This window comes from Franconibacter daqui (assembly GCF_014644275.1).
Taxonomy (GTDB): domain Bacteria; phylum Pseudomonadota; class Gammaproteobacteria; order Enterobacterales; family Enterobacteriaceae; genus Franconibacter; species Franconibacter pulveris.
This window is the reverse complement of record NZ_BMKJ01000004.1, coordinates 247,864-273,304: the sequence shown is the minus strand read 5'-3', so window position 1 is coordinate 273,304 and position 25,441 is coordinate 247,864. Positions and strand designations below refer to the sequence as shown.

General features: G+C 57.4%; 26 protein-coding genes. 8 read left to right on the top strand and 18 right to left on the bottom strand.

The window, feature by feature from the left end; translation table 11 throughout:
- Positions 1-106 precede the first annotated feature (106 nt).
- Positions 107-1,213: an aspartate-semialdehyde dehydrogenase gene (asd, locus tag IEX01_RS15220; protein WP_024559782.1), complete on the bottom strand. Its 1,107-nt coding sequence runs from the start codon at positions 1,211-1,213 to the stop codon at positions 107-109.
- Between the two features lie 177 nt (positions 1,214-1,390).
- Here asd and IEX01_RS15215 point away from each other — a divergent pair, with 177 nt between their 5' ends.
- Complete coding sequence (locus IEX01_RS15215; protein WP_024557035.1) at positions 1,391-1,984, top strand: YhgN family NAAT transporter; 594 nt, start codon at positions 1,391-1,393, stop codon at positions 1,982-1,984.
- A 32-nt stretch (positions 1,985-2,016) separates the two neighbouring features.
- On the opposite strand, the gene gntU is transcribed toward IEX01_RS15215, so the two are convergent.
- The 5 genes from gntU to IEX01_RS15190 all read right to left on the bottom strand — a co-directional run bounded on the left by gntU (position 2,017) and on the right by IEX01_RS15190 (position 7,031).
- Positions 2,017-3,357: a gluconate transporter gene (gene gntU, locus IEX01_RS15210; RefSeq protein WP_024557036.1), complete on the bottom strand. Its 1,341-nt coding sequence runs from the start codon at positions 3,355-3,357 to the stop codon at positions 2,017-2,019.
- Positions 3,358-3,372: 15 nt separating this feature from the next.
- Positions 3,373-3,897, bottom strand: a complete 525-nt coding sequence (gntK, locus tag IEX01_RS15205; protein ID WP_024557037.1) for a gluconokinase — start codon at positions 3,895-3,897, stop codon at positions 3,373-3,375.
- A 155-nt stretch (positions 3,898-4,052) separates the two neighbouring features.
- Complete coding sequence (gene gntR / locus IEX01_RS15200; protein WP_024557038.1) at positions 4,053-5,048, bottom strand: gluconate operon transcriptional repressor GntR; 996 nt, start codon at positions 5,046-5,048, stop codon at positions 4,053-4,055.
- Positions 5,049-5,148: 100 nt separating this feature from the next.
- Positions 5,149-5,844: a pirin family protein gene (locus IEX01_RS15195; RefSeq protein ID WP_024557039.1), complete on the bottom strand. Its 696-nt coding sequence runs from the start codon at positions 5,842-5,844 to the stop codon at positions 5,149-5,151.
- A gap of 146 nt (positions 5,845-5,990) precedes the next feature.
- A complete protein-coding gene (locus IEX01_RS15190) occupies positions 5,991-7,031 on the bottom strand; it encodes an oxidoreductase (protein WP_024559783.1) in 1,041 nt (346 codons plus the stop codon).
- A 254-nt stretch (positions 7,032-7,285) separates the two neighbouring features.
- Between IEX01_RS15190 and IEX01_RS15185 the strand changes: the two genes are divergently transcribed.
- The 5 genes from IEX01_RS15185 (at position 7,286) to IEX01_RS15165 (ending at position 11,483) form a co-directional block, all read left to right on the top strand.
- On the top strand, positions 7,286-7,972 hold the full coding sequence (locus IEX01_RS15185; RefSeq protein WP_188724116.1) for a bactofilin family protein: 687 nt from the start codon (positions 7,286-7,288) through the stop codon (positions 7,970-7,972).
- A gap of 244 nt (positions 7,973-8,216) precedes the next feature.
- Entirely contained in the window at positions 8,217-8,717 is a 501-nt protein-coding gene (gene yhhY / locus IEX01_RS15180) for an N-acetyltransferase (RefSeq protein ID WP_024557042.1), read from the top strand.
- A gap of 255 nt (positions 8,718-8,972) precedes the next feature.
- A complete protein-coding gene (locus IEX01_RS15175; protein WP_024559785.1) occupies positions 8,973-9,995 on the top strand; it encodes a methionine ABC transporter ATP-binding protein in 1,023 nt (340 codons plus the stop codon).
- Entirely contained in the window at positions 9,988-10,656 is a 669-nt protein-coding gene (locus tag IEX01_RS15170) for a methionine ABC transporter permease (RefSeq protein ID WP_024557044.1), read from the top strand. Before IEX01_RS15175 ends, IEX01_RS15170 begins: the two co-directional genes overlap by 8 nt.
- Before the next feature lie 23 nt (positions 10,657-10,679).
- A complete protein-coding gene (locus IEX01_RS15165; RefSeq protein WP_024557045.1) occupies positions 10,680-11,483 on the top strand; it encodes a MetQ/NlpA family ABC transporter substrate-binding protein in 804 nt (267 codons plus the stop codon).
- Between the two features lie 87 nt (positions 11,484-11,570).
- On the opposite strand, the gene ggt is transcribed toward IEX01_RS15165, so the two are convergent.
- Positions 11,571-13,331 carry a gamma-glutamyltransferase gene (gene ggt, locus IEX01_RS15160; RefSeq protein ID WP_024559786.1) on the bottom strand — a complete coding sequence of 587 codons (1,761 nt, stop codon included), beginning with the start codon at positions 13,329-13,331 and terminating at the stop codon, positions 11,571-11,573.
- A gap of 124 nt (positions 13,332-13,455) precedes the next feature.
- On the opposite strand from ggt, the gene IEX01_RS15155 reads away from it, so the two are divergent.
- The gene (locus IEX01_RS15155) at positions 13,456-14,001 is read left to right on the top strand and encodes a DUF2756 family protein (protein ID WP_188724115.1); all 546 of its coding nucleotides are present in this window, start codon (positions 13,456-13,458) and stop codon (positions 13,999-14,001) included.
- On the opposite strand, the gene ugpQ is transcribed toward IEX01_RS15155, so the two are convergent.
- From ugpQ to livK, 11 genes are all read right to left on the bottom strand, one after another.
- Positions 13,998-14,738 (bottom strand): glycerophosphodiester phosphodiesterase, encoded by a 741-nt coding sequence (ugpQ, locus tag IEX01_RS15150; RefSeq protein ID WP_024557048.1) that lies wholly within the window; start codon positions 14,736-14,738, stop codon positions 13,998-14,000. The genes IEX01_RS15155 and ugpQ overlap by 4 nt on opposite strands.
- Entirely contained in the window at positions 14,735-15,808 is a 1,074-nt protein-coding gene (locus IEX01_RS15145; RefSeq protein ID WP_024557049.1) for a sn-glycerol-3-phosphate import ATP-binding protein UgpC, read from the bottom strand. Before IEX01_RS15145 ends, ugpQ begins: the two co-directional genes overlap by 4 nt.
- A 1-nt stretch (position 15,809) precedes the next feature.
- Complete coding sequence (ugpE, locus tag IEX01_RS15140) at positions 15,810-16,655, bottom strand: sn-glycerol-3-phosphate ABC transporter permease UgpE (protein WP_024559789.1); 846 nt, start codon at positions 16,653-16,655, stop codon at positions 15,810-15,812.
- Positions 16,652-17,539 (bottom strand): sn-glycerol-3-phosphate ABC transporter permease UgpA, encoded by an 888-nt coding sequence (gene ugpA, locus IEX01_RS15135; RefSeq protein WP_024557051.1) that lies wholly within the window; start codon positions 17,537-17,539, stop codon positions 16,652-16,654. Before ugpA ends, ugpE begins: the two co-directional genes overlap by 4 nt.
- A gap of 178 nt (positions 17,540-17,717) precedes the next feature.
- On the bottom strand, positions 17,718-19,037 hold the full coding sequence (gene ugpB / locus IEX01_RS15130; RefSeq protein ID WP_188724114.1) for a sn-glycerol-3-phosphate ABC transporter substrate-binding protein UgpB: 1,320 nt from the start codon (positions 19,035-19,037) through the stop codon (positions 17,718-17,720).
- 240 nt (positions 19,038-19,277) lie between these two features.
- The gene (locus tag IEX01_RS15125) at positions 19,278-19,580 is read right to left on the bottom strand and encodes a hypothetical protein (RefSeq protein WP_024557053.1); all 303 of its coding nucleotides are present in this window, start codon (positions 19,578-19,580) and stop codon (positions 19,278-19,280) included.
- Positions 19,581-19,684: 104 nt separating this feature from the next.
- On the bottom strand, positions 19,685-20,398 hold the full coding sequence (livF, locus tag IEX01_RS15120) for a high-affinity branched-chain amino acid ABC transporter ATP-binding protein LivF (protein ID WP_024557054.1): 714 nt from the start codon (positions 20,396-20,398) through the stop codon (positions 19,685-19,687).
- Position 20,399: 1 nt separating this feature from the next.
- Positions 20,400-21,167 carry a high-affinity branched-chain amino acid ABC transporter ATP-binding protein LivG gene (livG, locus tag IEX01_RS15115; protein ID WP_024557055.1) on the bottom strand — a complete coding sequence of 256 codons (768 nt, stop codon included), beginning with the start codon at positions 21,165-21,167 and terminating at the stop codon, positions 20,400-20,402.
- Positions 21,164-22,435, bottom strand: coding sequence for a high-affinity branched-chain amino acid ABC transporter permease LivM (locus IEX01_RS15110; protein ID WP_188724113.1), 1,272 nt, complete (start codon positions 22,433-22,435; stop codon positions 21,164-21,166). The genes livG and IEX01_RS15110 overlap by 4 nt, the downstream gene beginning before the upstream one ends.
- Entirely contained in the window at positions 22,432-23,358 is a 927-nt protein-coding gene (gene livH, locus IEX01_RS15105) for a high-affinity branched-chain amino acid ABC transporter permease LivH (RefSeq protein ID WP_024557057.1), read from the bottom strand. The genes IEX01_RS15110 and livH overlap by 4 nt, the downstream gene beginning before the upstream one ends.
- A gap of 60 nt (positions 23,359-23,418) precedes the next feature.
- Positions 23,419-24,528, bottom strand: coding sequence for a high-affinity branched-chain amino acid ABC transporter substrate-binding protein LivK (gene livK, locus IEX01_RS15100; RefSeq protein ID WP_024557058.1), 1,110 nt, complete (start codon positions 24,526-24,528; stop codon positions 23,419-23,421).
- Positions 24,529-24,950: 422 nt separating this feature from the next.
- Between livK and panM the strand changes: the two genes are divergently transcribed.
- A complete protein-coding gene (panM, locus tag IEX01_RS15095) occupies positions 24,951-25,343 on the top strand; it encodes an aspartate 1-decarboxylase autocleavage activator PanM (RefSeq protein WP_024557059.1) in 393 nt (130 codons plus the stop codon).
- Positions 25,344-25,441 lie beyond the last annotated feature (98 nt).

The following is a 25,441-nucleotide window of genomic DNA, read 5'->3' as shown; positions in this document are numbered from 1 at the left end:
AGCCAACACGTAATTTTACTCCTGCTAAAAATAGTGATCATCAGCGTTAATCCTTCGCTTACAGACACAAAAAAGGGAGCGATAATCGCTCCCTTAATATCAAGGTTTAAGCCAGCTGACGCAGCATGCGCCGTAGCGGCTCCGCTGCGCCCCACAGGAGCTGGTCGCCCACTGTGAACGCCGAGAGGTATTCCGGGCCCATGTTGAGCTTGCGCAGGCGGCCTACCGGCGTCGTCAGCGTGCCGGTGACGGCGGCTGGCGTCAGTTCGCGCATGGTAATTTCACGGTCGTTCGGCACCACTTTCGCCCATGGATTATGCGCAGCGAGCATCTCTTCAACCGTTGCAATAGAAACATCTTTTTTCAATTTAAGGGTGAAGGCCTGGCTGTGACAGCGCAGCGCGCCGATGCGTACGCAAAGACCGTCTACCGGAATGGTGTGCGCCGTGTTGAGAATTTTGTTTGTCTCCGCCTGGCCTTTCCACTCTTCACGGCTCTGGCCGTTGTCGAGCTGTTTGTCTATCCAGGGGATCAGACCGCCCGCCAGCGGCACGCCGAAGTTATCCACCGGCAGGTCTCCGCTGCGGGTAAGCGCCGTGACTTTGCGCTCGATATCCAGAATGGCGGAAGCCGGGTTGGCCAGTTCATCGGCAACGTAGTTATGCAGCAGGCCCATCTGGGTCAGCAATTCCCGCATGTGGCGCGCGCCGCCGCCGGAAGCCGCCTGATAGGTGGCGACAGAGACCCACTCGATAAGATCGTTGGCAAAGAGGCCGCCCAGCGACATCAGCATCAGGCTGACGGTACAGTTGCCGCCAACAAAGGTTTTCACGCCTTTATTCAGCCCTTCAGTAATGACGTGCTGGTTCACCGGGTCAAGAATAATGATGGCGTCATCTTTCATGCGAAGCGAAGAAGCCGCGTCAATCCAGTACCCCTGCCAGCCGCTTTCACGAAGCTTTGGATAAATTTCGTTGGTATAATCGCCGCCCTGGCAGGTAACGATAATATCGAGCGCCTTCAGCGCTTCCAGGTCATAAGCGTCCTGGAGCGTGCCACCAGCCTTGCCGCCGAACGCGGGCGCGGCCTGCCCAAGCTGGGAGGTGGAGAAGAAGACGGGGCGAATGGCGTCGAAATCGCGCTCCTCAACCATGCGTTGCATGAGGACGGAGCCGACCATACCGCGCCAGCCGATAAAACCAACATTTTTCATAGCGAGTCATTCCTGCAGAGGTGTGTGCGTATTGTGCGTCCGGTGAGCCCACCGGGACATTCCTTCACCTTACAAAATGCAGCTAAAGTCGCAAGTGAAATTAATCAATGATCGCGTGACCATTAGAAAAGTCGCTTATTGAGACGCCTTGCTCAATGGCATACAGGAAAATAGTTCATGAATGAAATCATCTCTGCCGCCGTGTTATTGATCCTGATTATGGATCCCTTGGGCAACCTGCCGATTTTCATGTCGGTGCTGAAACATACCGAGCCTAAACGTCGGCGGGCCATTATGGTCAGGGAGCTGTTTATCGCGCTGCTGCTGATGCTCATCTTTCTCTTTGCGGGCGAAAAAATTCTGGCATTTCTTAATCTGCGGGCGGAAACCGTCTCGATTTCCGGCGGCATTATCCTTTTCTTAATCGCCATTAAAATGATCTTCCCAAGCCACGAGGGCAGCAGCACCGGGCTGCCGGCGGGGGAAGAGCCTTTCATTGTGCCGCTTGCCATTCCGCTGGTGGCGGGGCCGACGCTGCTCGCCACGCTGATGCTGCTTTCGCATCAATATCCAAACCAGATGGGCCACCTGGTTATCGCGCTGCTGCTCGCCTGGGGCGGCACCTTCGTCATTCTGTTGCAGTCCTCGCTTTTCTTAAGGCTGCTTGGCGAAAAAGGGGTGAATGCGCTGGAGCGGTTAATGGGGTTAGTGCTGGTGATGCTCGCCACCCAGATGTTCCTGGACGGCATCAGGGCGTGGATGAAGGGGTAAGAAAAAGGGCTTCCGCCGGGAAGCCCTTTTTTTCAGGAGAGCAGCGTAAAGGCTATCGCCCCGACGAGGGCGCCGGTGGTGCCGAGGATGGTTTCCATCAGCGTCCAGGTTTTTAGCGTCTGCCCTTCCGTCGCGCCGGTAAACTTGCCGAAGAGCCAGAACCCGGCGTCGTTAACGTGGCTCACCACAATCGAGCCGCCACCAATGCAAATGGACAGCGCGGCAAGCTGCGCACCGGAATAGTGCAAATTTTCGATAACCGGCATCACCAGGCCTACCGCCGTCAGGCAGGCGACGGTGGCGGAACCCTGAATAATGCGCACCGCCGCCGCCAGCACGAAACAGGTCAGGGCAATGGGAAGCCCCATGCCGGTCAGGGCTGAGCCCAGCGCCGGGCCGACGCCAGAGTCGACCAGCACCTGTTTAAACACGCCGCCTGCGCCGATCACCAGCAAGATAATGCCCGCCGGTTGCAGCGCCTGGCCGCACACCGCCATCACTTTATCTTTCGGCATGCCGCGGCGCATCGCCAGGCCATAAATAGCCACCAGGCAGGCGACGAGAATCGCGGTAAACGGATGGCCGATAAACTCCAGCCATTCATACAGGCGGGAGCCCTGCTCCGTAAAGCGGGCGGCGATGGTTTTCATTCCCACCAGCACCAGCGGCAGCAGGATAAGCGACAGGCTGAAGCCAAACGACGGCAGCTTGCTGTCGCCAAAGTCAGGCTCGTTAATGTCGTCCGGAATACGCAGCTCCACATAGCGGCTAATAAAATTGCCGAACAGCGGACCGGCGATAAGCATGCCCGGAACGGCGGCGCACAGGCCAATCAAAATCATCCAGCCGAAATCGGCGTGCATCTGGGAGGCGAGCAGCATCGGCGCGGGCCCCGGCAGCAGGAAGGCGGCGGCGGCGGCCACGCCTGCGAACAGCGGGATCACCAGTCTTACGAGGTTGGCGCCGGTGTGGCGCGCCATAGAGAACGCGATGCTGATAAGCAGCACAATCGCCACTTCAAAGAAGAGCGGTAGCGCGCAGATAAGCCCGGCAAGGCCAATGGCATAATGCGCCCGGTTATGACCGAAAGATTTCAACATCTTCAGGGCTATCTGGTCCACCGCGCCGGTTTCATGCAGGATTTTGCCGAACATCGCGCCAAGCGCCACCACCACAGCCAGAAAGCCGAGCGTACCGCCCATCCCCTTTTCCATTGTCGCCGCGATTTTATCGAGCGGCATGCCGGAGAAAAGCCCGGCGCCGATTGAAACCACCATCAGCGCCACAAACGCATGCATCCTTGCCTTCATGACCAAAAACAGCAAAAGGAGAACCGACCCTACAGCCGTTAACACGAGGGTTAATGTATTCACAACTTTTATAGCCTTTTATTTTTGATTGATTAGCGCAATGGTGCTCTCCACCACCTCATCCAGCGTCTGGTTGATATCGACAATCAGCACATCGCCTTCGTCGTTTTTCGGCTCTTCTAACGCTTCAAACTGGGTCACCAGCATCTGCGGTTTGAAGAAGTGGCCTTTACGCGCGCGCAGGCGGCTTTCAATCACGTCGAAATCGCCTTTCAGGTAGATAAAAGAGAGATTCGGGTTGCCGTCGCGCAGAATGTCGCGATAGCGCTTTTTCAGCGCCGAGCAGACAATCAGCGAAACTTTATTGGTGCGCTGCATGGCGAAAGCGGCGTCGTTGAGCGCCTGCAGCCAGGGCTTGCGATCGTCATCGTTTAGCGGGTCGCCTGCCGCCATTTTCATGATGTTGCGGCGCGGATGCAGGAAGTCGCCATCCAGAAAGGCGGCGTTCAGACGGTGCGCCACTTCAGCGGCCACGGCGGATTTGCCGCTGCCGGAAACGCCCATCAGAACAAAGATATGGTGATCGTTATTGGTTGTGCTCATCGCGTGGCTCCTGGTGGCACAGATTACACAAAGCGTTACGGGCAAGACTGTTACGGGTAACTGTTATCGGTAACATTGTCTGGCTCATATTCTTAATTAGCAATAACCATAGCTTTTGAGAGTGGATAAGTGTGAACTACTTCAAATTTGCGCGATCAAATCGATCCGCCCGGCGACAGGGTAAAACCGAGATCCAGCAGCGTCGGCGTTACCGTTTCGCCGCGAATGCGCGCCAGTAAACGCTCGGCGCCGATACGCCCCATCCGCTCGCGCGGCGTCAGGACGCTGGCGAGGCGCGGCTCCATCACCTGCCCGATATCGTGGCCGTGAAAACCGGCAATCGCCATATCCTGCGGAATGCGCAACCCCATACGCTGGCACTCGAACGCCGCGCCGATGGCGAGGTCGTCGTTAGTGCAAAAGATACTGTCGAGCTGCGGGTATTCGCGTCGCGCCTGGCGCAGTAATTCAATGCCTGTGGAATAAGACGACGATTGCTCCACCATGACGCTGTAAGGCGTCAGCCCCGCGTCCCGCATCGCCTGCTCATACCCTTTTTGTTTCATGATGGTGCGCTCATCAAGGCGCGCGCCCAGATAGGCGACGTGACGATGGCCGCGCGCGATAATCGCCGCGGTCATCTGCCGCGCCGCGTCGAAGTTATCAAACCCCACGGCGATATCCAGACACGGCGACACGCTGTCCATCAGCTCCACCACCGGAATGCCGGCCACTTCAATCATTTTCAGCGTGCGCGGCGTATGGGTGCGCTCGGTCAGGATCAGGCCGTCGATATTCCATGAGAGCATCGACTCCAGCCGCTCCTCTTCCAGCTCTGGCTTATAGCCATAGTGGGCGAGCATGGTCTGGTAGCCGTGCGCGTCAATCACGCTTTCGATACCGCGCAGCACCTCGGCGAACACCTGATTGGTTAAAGAGGGAAGCAAGACGCCCACCGCCCGGCTGGTGGCGTTGGAAAGGATATCGGGCGCCCGGTTGGGAATGTAGCCAAGCTCATCCAGCGCCACGGCGATTTTCCCACGCAACGCCGTCGAAACCTGCTCAGGGTTGCGCAGATAACGACTGATGGTCATTTTGGTAACGCCGACGAGATCGGCTACGTCCTGAAGAACCGGTCTTTTCTTTTTCATCGTCCTGAATAAGCGTGAGGTGAAAATTGTCGCTCAGTCTAGCACGGACGATGCTCAACCTTCCCCAGTTTCAGGGAAGGTTGAGAAGTGCGTTAAGTTATTAAACTGGCGGCAGATCGAAGAGCAGAATTTCGCTTTCGCTGTCGGCATGAATGGAGAGCGCCTGCTCATCCCAGATGGCGAGACCATCACTGGTTTTCGCTTTCGTGCCGTTAATCGTCACTTCACCTTTCACTACCTGGATCCAGACGCGGCGCTCGGCGGCTATCGGATAAACCGACTGCTCCTCTTTCGCCATCGCCCAGCGGGAAAGCTCCATATCCTGGTAAACTTTCAGCGAACCGTCACGGGCGTCCGGCGACAGCACCAGCTGGCGGCCCTGAGCGGCGTCGAAGCGGCGCTGTTCGTAGCGCGGCTCAATGCCGGTTTTTTCCGGAATGATCCAGATCTGGTACAGACGCAGGCGCTCGGTGCTGCTCGGGTTGTACTCGGAGTGACGCACCCCGGTCCCGGCGCTCATAATCTGGAACTCGCCCGCAGGCACCTGCTCTTTGTTGCCCATGCTGTCCTGGTGCTCCACCGCCCCTTCCAGCACGTAAGTCAGGATTTCCATGTCTTTGTGCGGATGGGTGCCGAACCCTTGTCCGGGCGCCACGACGTCATCGTTAATCACCCGCAGCGCGGAAAAGCCCATAAAGTTCGGGTCGTAATAGTTGGCGAAGGAAAAGGTGTGCCAGGAATCCAGCCAGCCATGATTTGCGTGACCACGTTCTTCTGCTTTGCGTAAGAAAATCATCTTTTATACCCTCGTTGCGCCTGAGTCATCAGGCCATGTTCGTTTCGATGGATGTAGTGTGGACCGAGAACGATGAGGATCATAGAGGGTGAAAATTGACTCCTCTGTTCAAAAAATATGAATAAGTCCAGAGGAGCCAGAAAGCCTTATTTCGCAAGGGTTACCGTAGCGGGTGAGGCCTGCTCGAAACCGCGTTCGAGGATTTCCAGATTGGTCAGCACTTCAGATTCTCTGACGTAATTTGGCGCGCCGTTAACGAGCGTTTCATAGAGCGAATCGTAGACGCGGCCGTAGTCGCCCGGCACGGCATCGACCTTCTCACGCACGGTTTCCCCGGCGCCGTTGACATACTCCAGCACCCCTTCGCCCTCATGGGCCGCAAAGCCCGGCTCGCCTGGCATAACGCCCGCTTTCAGGCTGGTTTCCTGCTGGTCGATGCCGTAGCGCAGAAACGAACCCTGGGTACCGTGCACGATAAACTTCGGGTAATCGATTTTGACGAAGTGGCTGGTTTTAACGATGGCTTTCATATCGCCATAGAAAAGCTGCGCTTCAAACGTATCGTCCGGGTTCGCCTTATTGCGCAGGCTGCGGATGTCGTAACTGACATGGTCCGGTCGGCCGAACAGCGAGATTATCTGGTCCATCGTATGCACGCCAAGGCCGTAGAACATGCCGTCCTGCGGCAGGCCTGGTTTGGTCTCCGCCGTCGGGCGGTAGTAATCGAAGTGGCTTTCGATTTCGACAATCTGCCCAAGCTTGCCGCTCTCAATCACCTGTCGGGTAGTGAGGAAGCAGGAGTCGAAGCGGCGGTTCTGGTAAGGCGTGACGGTCAGCCCTTTGCTGCGCGCCAGTTCGAACAGCTCCCGCGCCTCGGCAATGGTCGGCGTGAAGGGCTTCTCCACCAGCACGTTTTTGCCCGCCTCCAGCGCGCGCTTCGCGTAGTCGAAATGGCTGTCTGCGTGGGTGCAGACAATCACCAGCTTTACAGAATCGTCGCCCAGCACCTCGTCAAGATTGCTGGTGAAGTGGATATGCTGATATTCCGGCTGCTGCTCCAGCGCCGGTTTCTCGTGGCGGCGGAAAATATGGGCAACGTGAAATTTATCCTTACGAATAAGCACGTAAGGCAGATGGTAACGGGTAGTGCTTTTGCCAAAGCCGATAAAAGCGCAATTGAGGGTCATACTCTTTTCCTTATTTCAGACACTCAATTTACCTTAACTCCCGATGCGGGCATGCGCCAGTCCGGGCGCTTTTCTGAATGCGAAAAGCACACTATTCCTGGCTCGTTGATTCCGCTAAGGAATTTGACCGCTGCTGTAAACCAGGAATGTGTTTAGCCCTGAAGCGTTACGGGTGCGTGGTAGTATGCGCGGCCCGGATAACCCGGCGCTTTTATCTTTTCACAGGCGGGCAACGGAGCCGCAGGCAAGCCACCATGGATCGGCGTTTTCTCTTTTTAAATGCGGGACTCTGTTTCTGGTCGCTGGCGCTGGCGGCCTGGTGTTATCACGCCCGGAACTGGGCGCTGCCGCTCGCCTGCCTGACCTTATTGGCTTTTACCCTTCATCCCTTACAACAGCAGGTTTTTACTATGTTTGGAAAAATGAAAACGACGGCAGAGACGCCGCAAAATAAAGTGGTCACTGCCCCGCAGCCGGTTGAAAAAGAGCCGGCGCGCGAAGAGAAGCAAAACAATACCGTGGTCGCCGCCGACGTACGTTTTGAAGGCAATATTACCGCCGCCGGGCAGGTTTATATCTACGGTGCGGTGTACGGCAACATCGACTCCAGCGGCGGCATTATCAAAATCATGCGCAGCGGGCTGGTGGAAGGCAACATCAACAGCCGCGAACTGATTGTCGACGGCACCGTCAACGGCCAGTGCCGGTCTGAATCCATCGATATTTACGAGCACGGCAAAATCCACGGCGCGATTGCCTATGCGACGCTTTCGATTAAAAAAGGCGGCGCGCTGGTAGGCCAGTCGGAGATCTGGACGCCGGTTGAAACGCAGACCAACATCCTTGATTTCAGCGTCGAGCAACCGATAGCGGCGGAAGCGGCGGAAAGCGAAGCGATAGTCGGGCCGCAGAAACCCGCAAAAGAGAAAAAGCAGGCCTGAACGTTAACCCACCCCGCGGCGTTCAGGCAAAAAAAAAGCCAGCACCCGGCTGGCTAAGAAATACTGGAAGCAATGTGAGCAATGTCGTGCTTTCAGGTTCTCCGTTGGGGACTCCCTGAACGCACGGCAATAATAATCATTATCATTCGCATGTGTCCAGCGATTTTTAGCAAAAAATGGCAGTTGACCCCAAAAGCGAAACCCCGGAAGGTGGTAATTACCGTCACTCAATGAGGAGAAAAGCATGTCTGCACAAGTGGTTGTCCGTCACGCCGAAGCCCGGGATACCGAAGCCCTGCGCCAGCTCAACGCCCTGCCGGAGGTCTACCACGACACGCTGCAAATTCCTCATCCCTCTTTTGAAATGTGGCAAGCGCGCATGAGCCAGCCGCCTGCCGGGCGGCGCCAGTTAGTGGCCTGCATTGACGATGTGGTGGCAGGCCATCTTGCTTTGACGGTGGAGCAAAACCCGCGCCGCAGCCACGTGGCTACCTTCGGCATGAGCGTTCACCCGGCGCACCGCAACCGCGGCGTCGCTTCCGCGCTGATGGCGGAGATGGTGAACCTCTGCGATAACTGGCTGCGCATTGAGCGCATCGAACTGACCGTATTTGCCGACAACGCCCCCGCGCTGGCGGTCTACCGTAAGTTTGGCTTTGCGCTGGAAGGCACCGGAAAGCAATTCGCCCTGCGCAACGGCGAATATGTGGATGCTTACTACATGGCGCGAATGAAAGCGCGTTAACCCTTTTACTTCACGCTTTACCGTGAAATCTTCCGGCGCTGTCGCCTGACAGCGCCGTTCTCTTTTCCCCGTTTCTTACGCTTTATGACCATACCGTTTGGCATATACCCAAAATTCATATGAAATATTTTTTGGTCATTTTAAAGCTATAAACCCTCTCTATATATTTGTCTGAAAAACGCCCCAGGCAAAAAACTTCATACGCCATACCCGCCCTTTCAGCGCTCATGACGGTTTGCAGGATAAAGAAAGTTAATGATTGTTCTAAAAAACATATCCAAAATTTTTCACACGGGAAAAGAGAGCCTGACCGCCGTTGATGACGTTAGCTTGTCCATCGCGCGCGGGCAGATCTACGGCATTATCGGCTACAGCGGCGCCGGGAAAAGCACCCTGATACGCCTGCTGAACGGCCTTGAGAAGCCGACCGCCGGCAGCGTTGTGATTGCCGACCACGATATTTCGGCGGCGAAGGGCGAAGCGCTGCGCCGCGCGCGTCTGAAAATCAGTATGGTGTTCCAGCATTTCAACCTGCTGTGGTCGAGAACCGTCAGCGAGAACATCGCTTTTTCGATGCAGATTGCCGGCGTCCCTAAAGCGGACATCAAAAAGCGCGTGGCGGAGCTGGTTGAACTGGTTGGGCTGAAAGGACGCGAAAACGCCTACCCTTCCCGCCTGAGCGGCGGGCAGAAGCAGCGCGTGGGCATAGCGCGGGCGCTGGCCAACAACCCCGACGTGCTGCTGTGCGACGAGGCCACGTCGGCGCTTGACCCGCAAACCACCGATCAAATTCTCGACCTGCTAAAGGACATCAATAAGCGCTTCAACCTGACCATCGTATTGATTACCCATGAAATGCACGTGGTACGCAAAATTTGCGATCGCGTGGCGGTGATGGAAAACGGCAAAGTGGTGGAAGAAGGCGACGTATTGCAGGTCTTTACCCATCCGCAAAAGGAAATTACGCGGCAGTTTGTGCGCCAGATCAGCCAGCATGACGACGATGACGCGTTTCAGCCGGAACTGGCCGATAACCTGCGCGGCACCATTATCAAACTCACGTTTGTCGGCCACAGCACTCACCAGCCGGTCGTCGGCGAACTGACACTGCGCTACGGCGTACCGTTTAATATTCTCCACGGGCGGATGACGCAAACCGCGCAGGGGGTATTCGGCCAGCTCTGGCTGCATGTCGACGCCAGCGAAGAGCAGCTTGACAACATTCTTAATGATTTACGCCAGCATGATATTCAGAGTGAGGTAATTAAACGTGGCTGATTCATATTTTCCCCATCTGAAATGGGACCAGCTTATTGCGGCCACGCAGGAAACGCTTTATATGACGGCGCTGTCGGGTATTGCGACGTTTATTCTCGGGCTGATTCTGGGGCTGGCGTTATTTTTAACGGCCAGAGGCAGCTTATTCCAGAACCGAACTATTTATGGCGTTATTTCTGTTGTAGTAAACGTCTTCCGTTCTATTCCTTTTATTATTTTGATTGTGCTGCTGATCCCGTTTACCAAAACGATTATCGGCACCATTCTCGGCGCCAATGCCGCGTTGCCAGCGTTGATTGTCGGCGCGGCGCCCTTTTATGCGCGTCTCGTTGAAATCGCGCTGCGCGAAGTGGATAAAGGCGTGATTGAAGCCACGCGTTCTATGGGCGCTCGCCTGAGCACGCTTATTTTCCGGGTATTAATTCCTGAATCCTCACCGGCGCTGGTCTCCGGCATTACCGTTACGCTTATCGCGCTGGTGAGCTACAGCGCGATGGCTGGCGTTATTGGCGCAGGCGGTTTAGGCAACCTGGCTTATCTGGAAGGTTTCCAGCGCAACCACAACGATGTCACTCTGGTGGCAACGGTAACCATACTCGTCATCGTCTTTATTATTCAGTTTATAGGCGACGCGCTGACGAAGTATTTAGACAAACGTTAAACACACAACAGAGAATTAACCACATGAAAAAAGTTCTGACACTGATTGCCGCCGCCACATTAAGCTTTTCCGCCTGGGCTGATACCTTAACCGTTGGCGCCTCTAACGTTCCGCATGCGGAAATTCTGGAGCAGGCGAAGCCTATTCTTGCTAAACAGGGCATCGACCTCGAAATTCGTCCGTTCCAGGATTACATCCTGCCGAATACCGCGCTGGCGAGCCATGATATCGACGCTAACTATTTCCAGCACATCCCGTATCTGAACAGCGTGCTGAAAGATCACGCCGACGATAAGTCTTATGACTTTGTCAGCGCGGGCGCTATTCATATTGAGCCGATCGGCATTTACTCTAAAAAATACAAATCGCTGAAAGAGCTGCCTCAGGGCGGCAAAGTAATTATGCGTGACGCCGTGGCGGAAGAGGGCCGCATTCTCTCTATCTTTGAAAAAGAAGGCGTGATTAAGCTGAAGCCGGGCGTGGATAAAGTCGCCGCACGCATCAGCGACGTGGTGGAAAACCCGAAAAAACTGCAGTTCCTGCCGAACGTTGAAGGCTCCCTGCTGCCGCAGATGTATGCCAACGACGAAGGCGACGCAGTGGTAATTAACGCGAACTACGCCATCGACGCTGGTCTGGATCCGGTGAAAGACCCGATTGCGGTGGAAAGCGGCGAAAACAACCCGTACGCCAATATCATTACCGTACACCGCGGCGACGAGAAGAAAAAAGATATCGTCGCGCTGGTGAACGTACTGCACTCTAAAGAGATTCAGGACTGGATCCGCACCAAATATAAAGGCGCGGTCATTCCGGTAAATAACTAAGCGAACAGGGATAGCCGCATGTTAAGCGGCCATCCTTTCTCTTCTTTAAGCCGCTGGCGTTGAGTCGCCCGCGGTTTAATGCCACGATTAGTACCCCGCCGTTAAATCCTCCACCGTGCGCGGGTCGGAAGCGCCATAGAGCATGCCGTCCGGGCCGACCATGATGCTCTGCGTGCTGCCCATCACCTCTTTCACCGCCACGTTCTGCCCTTTCTCTTTTAACAGACGCTGCGTGTCCGGGCTAAACCCCTTCTCCAGCCACAGCTCGTCCGGCAACCACTGGTGGTGGAAGCGCGGCGCGCTGGTCGCTTCCGCCACGTTCATGCCGTAATCCACAGTGTTGACTATCATCTGCAGCACGGTGGTGATGATGCGGCTGCCGCCCGGGCTGCCGGTCACCAGCCAGGTTTTGCCCTCTTTCACCACGATGGTCGGCGACATGGAAGAGAGCGGGCGCTTCTTCGGCCCCACGGCGTTGGCGTCGCCGCCCACCAGCCCGTAAACGTTCGGCACGCCGGGCTTGGCGGAGAAGTCATCCATTTCGTTGTTCAGCAAGATGCCGGTATTGCCCGCCACGATGCCGCTGCCGAAATCGGTGTTGAGCGTATAAGTCACCGCCACCGCGTTGCCGTCTTTATCCACCACCGAGAAGTGGGTGGTCTGGTTGCTCTCATAGGGCGAGATATTGCCAGGCTTAATCTCCTTTGACGGCCTCGCTTTGTTGATATCGATTTGCTGCGCGAGCGACTTCGCGTAACCCTTGCTGGTGAGCGCCTCCCACGGCACTTTCACAAAGTCGGGGTCGCCAAGGTACTCCGAGCGGTCGGCATAGGCGTATTTCTCCGCTTCCGCCATCAGTTGAATGGCGTCAGCGCTGCCGAAACCGTATTTATGCAGGTCGAAATTCTCCAGAATATTCAGGATCTGCACGATGTGGATCCCGCCGGATGAAGGCGGCGGCATGGAGTAGATCTGGTAGCCGCGATAGTCGCCGCTAATCGGCGTACGCTCCACCGCCCGGTAGTTGGCGAGATCGGCTTTGGTGATAAGCCCGCCGTTTTTTTCCATCTCCTGCGCTATCTGGTCGGCAATCGGGCCTTTATAAAAGGCGTCCGGGCCGTTTTCGGCAATCATCTCCAGACTTTTCGCCAGATTGGTCTGCACCAGCCTGTCGCCCTGCTGTAGCGGCGTGCCGTCCTGCTTCCAGAAAATCGCCTTGCTGTTTTCATGTTTGGGCAGGATATCGGTGCCGTACGTTTTCAGGTCCGAGGCCAGCGCCTCGTTAATAGTTATCCCGTCGCGCGCAAGCTTAATGGCAGGCTGCATCACCTTGTTAAGCGGCAGCGTGCCGTACTTCTCCAGCGCCAGCGTAAAGCCCGCCACGCTGCCCGGCGTGCCGGTCGCCAGATGCGACGTCAGGGATTTATTGCTGTCGGCGTTCCCCTGATCGTCGAGGAACATATCCCGCGTGGCTTTTTCCGGCGCCATTTCGCGAAAATCAATGGCGGTGACCTTGCCCTCTTTGGTGCGCAGCATCATAAAGCCGCCGCCGCCCAGGTTGCCCGCCTGCGGGTGCGTGACCGCCAGCGCAAAGCCCACCGCCACCGCCGCATCCACCGCATTGCCGCCCTGCTTAAGGATATCCACGCCCACCTGGGTGGCGGTAGCGTCTACCGATGCCACCATGCCGTGCTGGGCGCGCACCGGATGAAAGATATCCTGCTCGACGCCATAAGAAACCGGAGCAGGGGCTGCCGTAGGCGGCGGCGCGGCCGTCACCGATAAACATAGCCCTGCCACCAGCGCCGGGATGACGGCCCAGCGTGCCGTGTTCCACCTCATCGTCATTGCTGCTCTCCTGCTCAAACGGGGCCAGCCCCCGCTTAAGCCTGGTTCACAATGCTTAAAAAATCATCGTACTGCGCTAAAGGAGATACACTAAAAGAATGCCCCCGAGACGGAGGAAGTGAGCATGAAACGAACATGGCTACTGGCGGCTCTGCTGCCCTGCTGCGCGCTGGCGCAGCCTTTGAATGTGACCAATAACCCAAACCTGCCGGGCTATCAGATCCCCGCTCAGCAGCGGCTGCAAACGCAAATGCAAATAGAACAAAATCAGCGGCAAACCATGCTTAACCAGCAGGTGCAGTCGCAAACTCGCCTGCAGCAGCAACATCTGGAATCGCAAATTAACAACAACACGCAGCGGATGCGGCAGTCGCAGCCGGGGGAGCTGAACCCGCAAACGCAGCAGGTGCTGCCCAACACCAGCGGCAGCATGCTAAGCAGCGGCGGCGAACAGCGAATGCTGAATCCCTCTGTAAACCAGAGCGGGATGATGAGCGGCGGCGGTCATGATCGCATGCTGAACAACAGCGCCAGCATGACGCAGGAGAGCCATATGCTGCCGCAAAGAAATAACGGCGATATGCTGCAACAGAACAACGGCACGCTGAACAACAACAGCACCGGTACGATGCCGCAGCCCAACGTGCCGCTGAAAACTATCGGGCCTTAAGCGTGAAAATCGGGACCGATGAGGTCAATCCGGTCGGTGCAGATGCAGTCTACGCCCCAGCTCAGCAATAGCGCGGCGCGCTGCGGGTCATTCACGGTATAAACCAGAATGCGCAGCCCGGCGGATTTAATTTGCGCCACCCGCGCCTCATCCAGCAAGCGATGGTTAAGGTGCAGGGAAACGCAGCCGAGCCGGGAGGCCAGCGCGCGCCAGTCGTCGCGCCACGCATCCAGCAGCAGGCCGCGCGGCAGTTCCGGCGCGCTCTGCTGCGCCGCCTCCAGCGCCTCAATGGAGAACGAGGAGAGCAGCGGCGCGGTCATTCCCTGCCACAGTGCGCGGGCGGCCAGCGCCACGACGCTCCCCGTTTCGGCATCTGCGCCGGTCGTCGGCTTGATCTCGATATTCGCCATCATCGCGTGCTGACGGCAGCGCTGCGCCACTTCTGAAAGCAGCGGCAGCTTCTCGCCTTTAAACTCGCCGCTATACCAGCCGCCCGCATCCACTTTCAGCAATTCGTCCCACGTCAGGCGCCCCGCCACCCCCCAGCCGTTGCTGGTACGCTCAAGCGTATCGTCATGCAGCAGGAAGATCTGCCCGTCGCGTGAGAGCTTGGCGTCAAACTCAATCATGGCGTGACCGAAGCGCGCCCCGACGTCAATCGCCGCCAGCGTGTTTTCCGGCGCCAGCTTGCCGCCGCCGCGGTGGGCGACGATGCGAGGGTAAGGCCAGTTGCTCATAGTCGTTGTCCTGTTTCACCGTCAAAAAAGTGCAGATGATTTTCCGGCAGGTGCAGCCACAGCGTGCTGCCCGGCTGCGGACGCTCCTGGTGCGCCAGGCGCACCACTACGCTCTGCTGTCCCCAGCGCCCGTGAGCGAGGTTATCCGCGCCGAGCATTTCAAGCGTATCCAGCGGCAACGGCACGCCGCCTGCGGTTTGTGAGCTTAGCGCAATATGTTCCGGGCGGATACCCAGCGTCACCTTTCGCCCGGCGAGCGATTTATGCAGCCGCCCCAGCGGCAGAGAGAGACCGCCGTCTACGTCGAAATGAGCGCCGTCGGCGTTAACGCGCCCTTCCAGCAGGTTCATCGCCGGGCTGCCGATAAAGCTCGCCACAAAGCGGCTGGCGGGCTTTTCGTAGACCTCCACCGGCGTGCCAATCTGCTCCGCCACGCCTTTATTCATCACCATTACGCGCTGGGCGAGCGTCATCGCCTCCACCTGGTCGTGCGTGACGTACAGCGAGGTGGTGCGCAGACGGCGGTGCAGCTGTTGCAGTTCAAGACGCATTTGTACGCGCAGTTTGGCGTCGAGGTTGGAGAGCGGCTCGTCAAAGAGAAACACCGCCGGGTCGCGCACGATGGCGCGGCCCATTGCCACGCGCTGACGCTGACCGCCGGAGAGCTCGCGCGGGCGGCGCTTGAGCAACCCATCCAGCTCCAGAATGCGCGCCGCCTCTTTCACCCGCTCGGCGATATGCGCTTTACCCATACCGCGAATTTTCAGCCCCCAGGCCATGTTCTCTTCCACATTCATATGCGGATAGAGCGCGTAGTTCTGGAACACCATGGCGATGCCGCGCGCTTTCGGCTCCATTTCCGTGACGCGCTGGCGATCTATCCAGATATCGCCGCTCGTCACCCGCTCAAGCCCCGCCACCATGCGCAGCAGCGTGGACTTGCCGCAGCCGGAGGGGCCGACCATCACAATAAATTCGCCATCCGCCACGTCCACCGTCAACGGCTGGATAACCTGCGTTTTGCCGTTATCCCAGCTTTTGGTCACGGCCTGAAGTTTTAAACCTGCCATCTTATTTCTCGCTATCCACCAGCCCGCGAACAAAGGCGCGCTGCATTGCCAAAACAATCACTACCGGCGGGATCAGGGTCAGCAGCATCGCCGCCATCACCTGGTTCCACTGGGTGCTCCCCTCGCCAAGCGAAATCATCCCTTTAATGCCTGCCACCGCCGTGCCGAGGCTCGGGTCGCTGACTATCAGCAGCGGCCAGAGATACTGGTTCCAGCCGTAGATAAAAGTGATGACGAACAGCGCCGCCAGGTTGGTTTTCGACAGCGGCAGCACGATGTCGCGGAAAAAGCGCATCGGCGAGGCGCCGTCAATGCGCGCCGCTTCCAGCAGTTCATCCGGCAGCGTCATAAAAAACTGGCGGAACAGAAAGGTAGCCGTAGCCGACGCCATCAGCGGCAGCGTCAGCCCGGTGTAGCTGTCGAGCATTTTCAGGTTCGCAATCACCTCTACCGTCGGGAAAATACGCACCTCGACCGGCAGCATCAGGGTGATAAAAATCATCCAGAAGAAAAGATTGCGCAGCGGAAAGCGAAACCAGACGATGGCGAAAGCGGAAAGAATGGAGACGGCGATTTTGCCCACGGTGATGCTGAAAGCCATGATGAAGCTATTAAGCAGCATCAGCCAGAAGGGCGCGCTGTTGGCGCCGACGCCGTTGCGCCAGATGTTGCTCATGTTTTCCCACAGATGGCCGCCCGGGATAAGCGTCATCGGCGTAGCGAACACCGCCTGGTTATCGAGCGTTGCCGCCACAAACGCGACATAGAGCGGGAAAAGGATGACGGTGATGCCGATAATCAGCATCACATGACAGAAGATATCCAGTCCGCGACGGTTCTCAATCATTGGTAGCGCACCTTTTTTTCCACATAGCGAAACTGCACGACCGTCAGCACGATAACCAGCAGCATCAGCACCACGGACTGCGCGGCGGAAGCCGAGAGATCCAGCCCGGCGAAGCCTTCGCGATAAATTTTGTAGATAAGCGTGGTGGTGGCCTGCACCGGTCCGCCCGCCGTGGCGGCGTCGATAACCGGAAAGGTGTCGAAGAAGGCGTAAACGAGGTTCACCACCAGCAGGAAAAAGCTCACCGGTGCGATAAGCGGCAGCGCCAGCATAAAGAAGCGGCGAATGGGGCCCGCGCCGTCAATGGCGGCGGCTTCCACCAGCGAGCGCGGGATGGACTGCAACGCGGCGAAAAAGAAAAGGAAGTTGTAGCTTATCTGCTTCCAGACCGAGGCGAAGACCACCAGGAACATCGCCTGGCCGCTGTTCTGCGCGTGGTTCCAGTAATAGCCGACATGCTCCAGCACGTGGGTGATAAGCCCGCGCCCCGGGTTGAACAGGAAGATCCAGAGCACCGCGGCAATAGCGGGCGCCACCGCATAGGGCAGCAGCATCAGCGTCTGGTAAAAACGGCTGCCGCGCACCACGTAATCCACAAGGGCTGCGAAAAAGAGCGACACCAGCAGGCCGCTGACGGTGACCAGCGCGCTGAATTTAATGGTGGTCCAGAAGGAGTCCAGATAGTAGCTGTCGTGGAAGAGCTGGGTAAAATTTGCGAGCCCGACAAACTGGCTGGAGAGCCCAAACGGGTCAACGCTTTGCACGGAGTACCAGAGCGCTTCGCCGGCAGGCCAGATAAAAAAGATAATGGTGATAATCAACTGCGGCGCCAGCAGTGCGTAGGGCAGCCAGCCTGAGCGAAACACCGGACGAGATGAAGACATAGCGTAACTCTTTAACAGCAGCGGGCGGCGGACAGGCCGCCCAACGTTGCGGAAAAACGTGAAAGGCGGAGGCGTTTTGCTTATCCGCCCGACAACGGCGTTATTCAACGGCGCGTTCTGGCTTTATCCCTCACCGCAGCCCTCTCCCCGCTGGGAGAGGGTGAGGGGCATCGCGTTATCAGGACTTCGTCGACTGCTCGAAACGGCGCAGCAGCTGGTTGCCGCGCTCAACGGCGGAGTCCAGCGCCTGCTGTGGCGTCTTCTTACCGGTCCAGACGCTTTCCAGCTCTTCATCAACAATGGTGCGGATCTGCGGCATATTGCCCAGACGCAGCCCTTTGGTGAACGGCAGCGGCGGCTTGTTCAGCATCTGGCGAGTGGCGATATCCGCGCCCGGGTTCTTGTCATAGAAGCCCTGCTCGCGCGTCAGGTCGTAAGCGGCAGTGGTGATAGGCAGGTAACCGGTTTTCTGATGCCATTCCGCGGCGATTTCCGGCTGCGCAAGGAAGTTCAGGAACTCCGCCACGCCTTTGTACATCGCTTTGTCTTTGCCCTGCATCACCCACAGGCTCGCCCCGCCGATAATGGCGTTTTGCGGCGCGCCTTTTACGTCGGCGTCGTAAGGCATCATGCCTACGCCATAATTGAATTTGGCGTAGTGGCGGATATCCGCAAGCGAACCGGAAGACGCAGTGGTAATGGCGCAGTCGCCGTTGTAAAACTTCTCGGTTGATTCGTCTTTACGGCCGAAATAGCTGAAATCGCCCTTCTTGTTGAGCTCCTGCAGCAGCGCGATATGCTTCACCTGCTCCGGCTTGTTGAACTCCAGCACCGCGTCGGCGCCGTCGAAGCCGTTATTTTGGGTGGCGACCGGCAGACCATGCCAGGCGCTGAAGTTTTCAATCTGGATCCAGCCCTGCCAGCCGCTGGCGTAGCCGCACTTCATCCCTGCCGCTTTCAGCTTCGCGGTATAGGCGGCGAGATCCTGCCAGGTTTTCGGCGGCTGCTCCGGGTCTAAGCCCGCTTTTTTGAACGCGTCTTTGTTGTAGTAGAGCACCGGGGTGGAGCTGTTAAACGGTTGAGAGAGTAAGTGCCCGCTTTTGGCATCGGTGTAGTAACCGGCGACGGTCGGTACAAACTGGGTTTCATCGAACTTAATGCCAGCGTCGTTAAAAACTTCGTACACGGGCTTGATGGCTTTGGAAGCCATCATGGTGGCGGTGCCCACTTCATACACCTGCAAAATCGCCGGGGCGTTGCCGGTGCGGAAAGCCGCGATGCCTGCCGCCAGGCTCTGCTCATAGTTGCCTTTGTAAACCGGGGTGATTTTGTATTCCGGGTGCGCCTGGTTGAAGCGCTGCGCCAGTGAATCGACCTCTTTACCCAGTTCGCCTTCCATGGAATGCCAGAAAGGAATGGTGGTTGCGGCCATTGCCGGGCCGCTCAGCGCCCATCCCAGAGCCACACAAATTGCTGTACGTCGTAACGAAGCTGTCATGTCTGTTATCTCTCTGATTATGCGTCGTTTGAGATGCGCGAAATCACGCGTTTTATGCTCGCGAGGTAACATGACACGCGCGTATGACAGAAAAATAACTGCTAAGTTACGAGATTGTTACATTCAAACGGCGCAGAGATGACGCTAACGTGATGCCCGGGTGACGGGTTTCACTCGCGTAGCCGGGCGGCGATAGCTTCAGGCGAGAGACGCTCAGCCGCTGCGTTAGCCGCCAGCCGGTTATCGCGTTTTGGCCTTCTGCCATTCGCCGTTTTTGATTTGGTTATAGGTGCGGTTGATCTCGCGGCGTTCCGCCTCCCGTTCGCCATCAGACAGGGCTCGCTGTTCATAGTCGCAGGGGGAGTAACGCACGCGGCGGCACTGTTCATCCATATCGCGGGCGGTGGGCGTCGGCGTTTTTTCCTGCCAGACAGCAGGGTCGCGTAGATCCCGCTTTCCCGGCGCAGCCAGTTCAACGCCAGCGACGGTAAGCGAGCTGTAAAACATGAACAGAGAGAGCAGATGATATGTTGCCAGACGCATATTTCCTCCCTGCCCTGACCGGGCGCGCGATAAATAAACGCCCGAGAAATTAGCACGGCGGAAAATAAAAAGGAGCCTTGCGGCCCCTTTTACAGAATAGTGCTTTACCCGCCGAGATAGGCGCTGCGCACCGCCTCGTTGGCGAGCAGCGCCTCCCCGGTATCCTCCAGCACCACGTGACCGTTTTCCAGCACGTAGCCGCGGTCGGCCAGCTTCAGCGCCTGGTTGGCGTTCTGCTCGACCAGGAAGATGGTCATGCCCTCTTTGCGCAGCTGTTCGATGGTGTCGAAAATCTGCTGAATGATGATGGGCGCAAGCCCCAGCGACGGTTCATCCAACAGCAGCAGGCGCGGCTGACTCATCAAGGCGCGGCCAATCGCCAGCATCTGCTGCTCGCCGCCGGACATAGTGCCGGCGCGCTGGATGCGGCGCTCGTGCAGGCGCGGGAAGAGTTCATAAACGCGTTGAATACGCTCCTGATACTGCGCGCGGTCGGCGAAGAAGCCGCCCATCGCCAGGTTCTCTTCCACCGTCATGCGGGAAAAGACGCGGCGGCCTTCCGGCACAATCGCCACCGCCTCGCGCATGATGCGCGCCGTCTGCCAGTCGGTGATATCTTTACCATCAAAGACGATTTTGCCGGTGCTGGCGCGCGGGTCGCCGCAGAGCGTGCCGAGCAGCGTGGTTTTCCCCGCGCCGTTGGCGCCGATAAGCGTGACGATTTCGCCCTGCTTAATGTGCAGGCTCACCTCGTGCAGCGCCTGGATTTTGCCGTAGTGCGCACTCACCCGGTCAAAAGACAACATCACATTTTCCATCTTAAGCCTCACCGAGATAAGCGCGAATAACGTCAGGGTTGTTGCGGATCTGCTCCGGCGTGCCGTTGGCAAGCGGCGTCCCCTGGTTCACCACATAGATTCGGTCCGAAATCCCCATCACCAGCTTCATATCATGCTCAATCAGCAAAATCGTGGTGTTGTGATGATTACGCAGTTCAACGATAAGCTCGTCCAGCTCTTTGGTCTCTTTCGGGTTGAGGCCCGCCGCCGGTTCATCGAGCATCAGGATCTCCGGCTGCGTCACCATGCAGCGGGCGATTTCCAGACGTCGCTGGTCGCCGTAGGCGAGGTTGCCCGCCTGGCGGTTGGCGTGCTGCAACAGATTGATGCGCTCAAGCCAGGCGGCGGCGCGATCCAGCGCGTCGCTGTGGGCGCGACGAAACGCCGGGGTTTTCAGCAGGCCGGAAAAGAGGCCCGATTTAAGCTGCTGGTGTTGCGCCACCAGCAGGTTTTCGATCACCGTCATTTCACGAAACAGTCGAACGTGCTGGAAGGTGCGCACCACGCCCATACGGGCGATCTGCTGGCCCGGCAGCCCTTCGAGATGCTGGTCGCGCAGCAGGATGGTGCCGCCGGTGGGCTTGTAAAAGCCGGTCAGGCAGTTAAACACCGTGGTCTTGCCCGCCCCGTTGGGGCCAATCAGCGAGACGATTTCCTGTGGGCGCAGCTCCAGCGAGACGTTATTCACGGCAAGCAGACCGCCAAAACGCATCATCAGGCCGCTGACGGATAATAATGGCTGACTCATGCCTGCTCTCCTTTACCGCTTTTCAGTTTCAGCTGCGGGCGCGTCATCGGCAACAACCCCTGCGGGCGCCAGATCATCATCAGCACCATCAGGCCACCCAGCACCAGCATGCTGTATTCATTCAGGTCACGCATCAGTTCACGGGAAACGACCAACAGAATGGCCGCGAGGATCACGGCGAACTGCGAGCCCATGCCGCCCAGCACCACAATCGCCAGCACAAACGCGGATTCCGCGAAGGTGAAGGACTCCGGGCTGACGAAGCCCTGGCGCGCAGCGAACAGCGTACCGGCGAAACCGGCGAACGCGGCGCTGATGGTAAAGGCGGTCAGCTTGATGCGCGTCGGGTTCAGGCCCAGCGAGCGGCAGGCTATTTCATCTTCGCGCAGCGCTTCCCAGGCGCGACCCAGCGGCATACGCAGCAGACGGTTAATCACAAACAGCGAAAAGACCACCAGCAGCAGCGCCACCATATAAAGCCAGATAACCCGGTCGGACGGGTCGTACTTCACGCCGAAGAAGTTGCTGAAAGTATCCCAGCCGCCTTCGCGCGCGGTGCGGCTAAACTCCAGCCCGAAGAAGGTCGGTTTCGGGATCTGGCTGATGCCGTTCGGGCCGCCGGTAATTTCGGTGTTATTGAGCAGCAGGATGCGCACAATCTCGCCGAAGCCCAGCGTCACAATCGCCAGGTAGTCGCCGCGCAAACGCAGTACCGGGAAGCCAAGCAGGAAACCCGCCGCCGCGGCAACCAGGCCCGCGAGCGGCAGGCAGGTCCAGAAGCCCAGGCCGTAATAGTGGTTCAGTAAGGCGAAGGTATACGCGCCGATGGCGTAGAAACCGCCGTAGCCCAGCACCAGCAGGCCGGAAAGCCCCACCACCACGTTCAGGCCAAGGCCGAGGATGATATAAATCATCGTCAGGGTGGCGATATCCACCGTGCCGCGCGAAACCATAAACGGCCAGGCGACGGCAATCAGCAGCAGAAGCAGCAGGAACAGCTTTTGCTTCACCGTCGAGCCATCAATGGCCGGCAGAATAAACTTCGGCCCGGAGACTCTTTTCAGGCTCTGCTGGAAGAACGGGCGCAGCAGCTGGAAGAAGAAGACCACGGCGGTGCCGATGAGGATCCACTCCCAGCGCACGTCGGCGGCGGAACCCACCACCAGACGGGTGCCGTCGAGGCTTAACTGGACGCCCATGAAAACGGACGCCAGCACGAAGAACATGGCGGCGGAAAGAATGGCCGCGACAAAATGCATCGGTTTCATACTTTTTCCACCTCCGGACGGCCCAGGATGCCGGTGGGCATCACCAGCAACACGCCGATCAACAGCGCGAACGAGACCACATCTTTATATTCAGTGCTCAGATAAGCAGAGCAGAGCGCTTCGGTCACGCCGAGAATGAGCCCGCCGATCATCGCGCCCGGAATGCTGCCGATGCCACCCAGCACCGCGGCGGTGAAGGCTTTCATCCCGGCCATAAAGCCGATGTAAGGGTTGATAACGCCGTAGAACTGGCCGAGCAGCACGCCCGCCACCGCCGCCATCGCTGCGCCAATCACGAAGGTGAGCGCAATAACGCGGTCGGTGTTGATGCCAAGCAGGCTCGCCATTTTTAAATCTTCCGCGCAGGCGCGGCAGGCGCGGCCCATGCGGGAGTAGCGGATAAACAGCGTCAGCGCGAGCATCGCCAGCACGGTCACAACCCAGATAACCAGCTGCATGGTGGTGATGCTGGCGGAGAAGTTTTCGCTGCTGCCTACCGTCCACTGGCCGTTAAAGAGGCTTGGCAGCGCGATATCGCGCGAGCCTTCCGTCAGGCTGACGTAGTTTTGCAAAAAGATAGACATGCCAATCGCAGAGATCAGCGCGATCAGGCGCTTGGAGCTGCGCACCGGGCGGTAGGCCACGCGCTCAATACTCCAGCCGTAAGCGCTGGCGATAACAATCGCCCCCACAAACGCGGCGCTAATCAGCAGCCAGCTGGTGTCGATGCCCATCATCATCAGCGCGGCGATGATCATAAACGACACATAACTGCCAATCATGTAAACCTCGCCGTGAGCGAAGTTAATCATGCCGATAATGCCGTAAACCATGGTGTAACCGATGGCTATCAGCGCATAAGTGCTGCCCAGCGTGACGCCGTTAAACATCTGCTGGAGAAAATAGAGGAACTGCTCGGACATAACGTAACCTTCTTCAATCCTGCGGGATTGCCCGCAGGGGGGATGAACAAGCGCCTCGCCTTATTTCGCCACTGTGGACGAGCCGTCGGCGTGCCACTGGAAGACACCAAACTCAAATCCTTTCAGATCGCCTTTTTCATCCCAGTTCAGCGGCCCAATCACGGTATTCGCACCGTGCGCTTTTAACTCTTTAACCAGCTCCGCCGGTTCGCGGCTGTCGGCGCGCTCAAGCGCGGCAGCGAGCGACTGCACGGCGGCGTACGTTATCCAGACATACGGTCCGCTCGGATCTTTCTTCTGCGCTTTCAGCGCTTCCACCACCGCCTGGTTGGCAGGCTCCTGGTCGTAGCGTTTCGGCATAGTGACCAGCATCCCCTCGCCCGCCTTGCCCGCAATGTTAGAAAGCGACGCGTTGCCTACCCCTTCCGGCCCCATAAACTGCGTTTTCAGACCGGTGGCGCGCGCCTGGCGCAGCATCTGGCCCATTTCGGGGTAGTAGCCGCCGTAGTAAACAAAGTCGATATTCTCTTTTTTCAGACGCGACAGCAGCGCGGAGAAATCTTTCTCGCCTGCGGTAATGCCGTCAAAGAAAACCACGTTGGCGCCGCCCTTTTTCAGCCCGTCCTGCACCGAACGCGCCAGCCCTTCGCCGTACTGCTGCTTATCATGGATGATGGCGATGCGCTGCGGCTTGACCGTCTTCAGAATGTATTGCGCGGCGGTCGGTCCCTGAGCGGAATCGAGGCCTGCGGTGCGCATAATCATCTTATAGCCGCGCTGCGTCAGCTCCGGGTTAGTGGCGCCCGGCGTTATCATCAGAATGCCTTCGTCTTCATAGATGTCTGATGCAGGCTGCGTGGAAGAGGAGCAGAGGTGACCAATCACATACTGAATACCGTCGTTGACGATTTTGTTCGCCACCGCCACGGCCTGTTTTGGATCGCAGGCGTCGTCATATTCCACGCCCACCAGCTTGTCGCCCTTGATGCCGCCTTTAGCATTGATATCGTTAATCGCCTGGCGCGCGCCGTTGAACTCCATATCGCCCCACTGCGCTACCGGCCCGGACATTGCGCCGACAACGGCCACTTTAATTTCTTCAGCGAAAGCCGTTTGCGATACCGCCAGTGCAATCATCCCCGCGATAAATGACTTCGCGTTCCTGTTCATTCTCAAATACCCCATTTGTGACGTGTGTTGCTAATTGGTTTTATTATGGTTAAAAATTATTCTGTTGATTTTATAGACAACGCTATTTTTGCCTGTTTCTTTAATGGCTTAGCGTAGTATTTGCGGAGAATACTAACTAAATCCTCTATTTTTCAGGCGATTAAGCAGAGATAATATTCTGTATTAATGCGGAGATAAACAAAAAAAAGTGCAGCGATTAGCATAAAATATCGATATTATGAGCCAGATAAATCGCTGCCTTTCAGCGTTATCTGCGGGTGTTCTTTCGATCCGCAACGGTTACGACTGCTTTGCTGTTAACACAAAAAGTAATCAGCTAGTGAATAGATAAGAAAGTAAAAGCCGCCGGTAAAAGAAATTAGGTAAACTTAGCTTTATTTCTGTTTGCGGAAACGCCCGTCATGAAACTTACCATTATTCGCCTCGACACCTTTAGCGAGCAGGACTATCTCGATCTCGGCAAAATCTGGCCTGAATACCCCGCCGACTCGCTGCGCGTAGATGAAACGCACCGTATTTACGCCGCTCGTTTTAATGACCGTCTGCTTGGGGCTGTGCGCGTGTTGCTAAACGGCACCGAAGGGACGATGGACTCGCTGCGCGTGCGTGAAGTTACGCGCCGTCGTGGCGTCGGGCATTACCTGATAGAAGAAGCGATTCGCGATAACCCGTCGATTACCGACTGGCGCGTAACGGATACCGGCGTGGAAGACCGCAACGTGATGAATGCGTTTATGGCGGCGCTGGGCTTTACCGCACAGCAGGATAGCTGGGTGAAGCGCTTAGAAGCGTGATGGCGGCGGCGTCGCTGTTAAAGGGTGGATGCGCTTCGCTTATCCACCCGACAAAACCGCCCGCACCACAGTCGTTACAGGACGGGTAAGCGTGCACA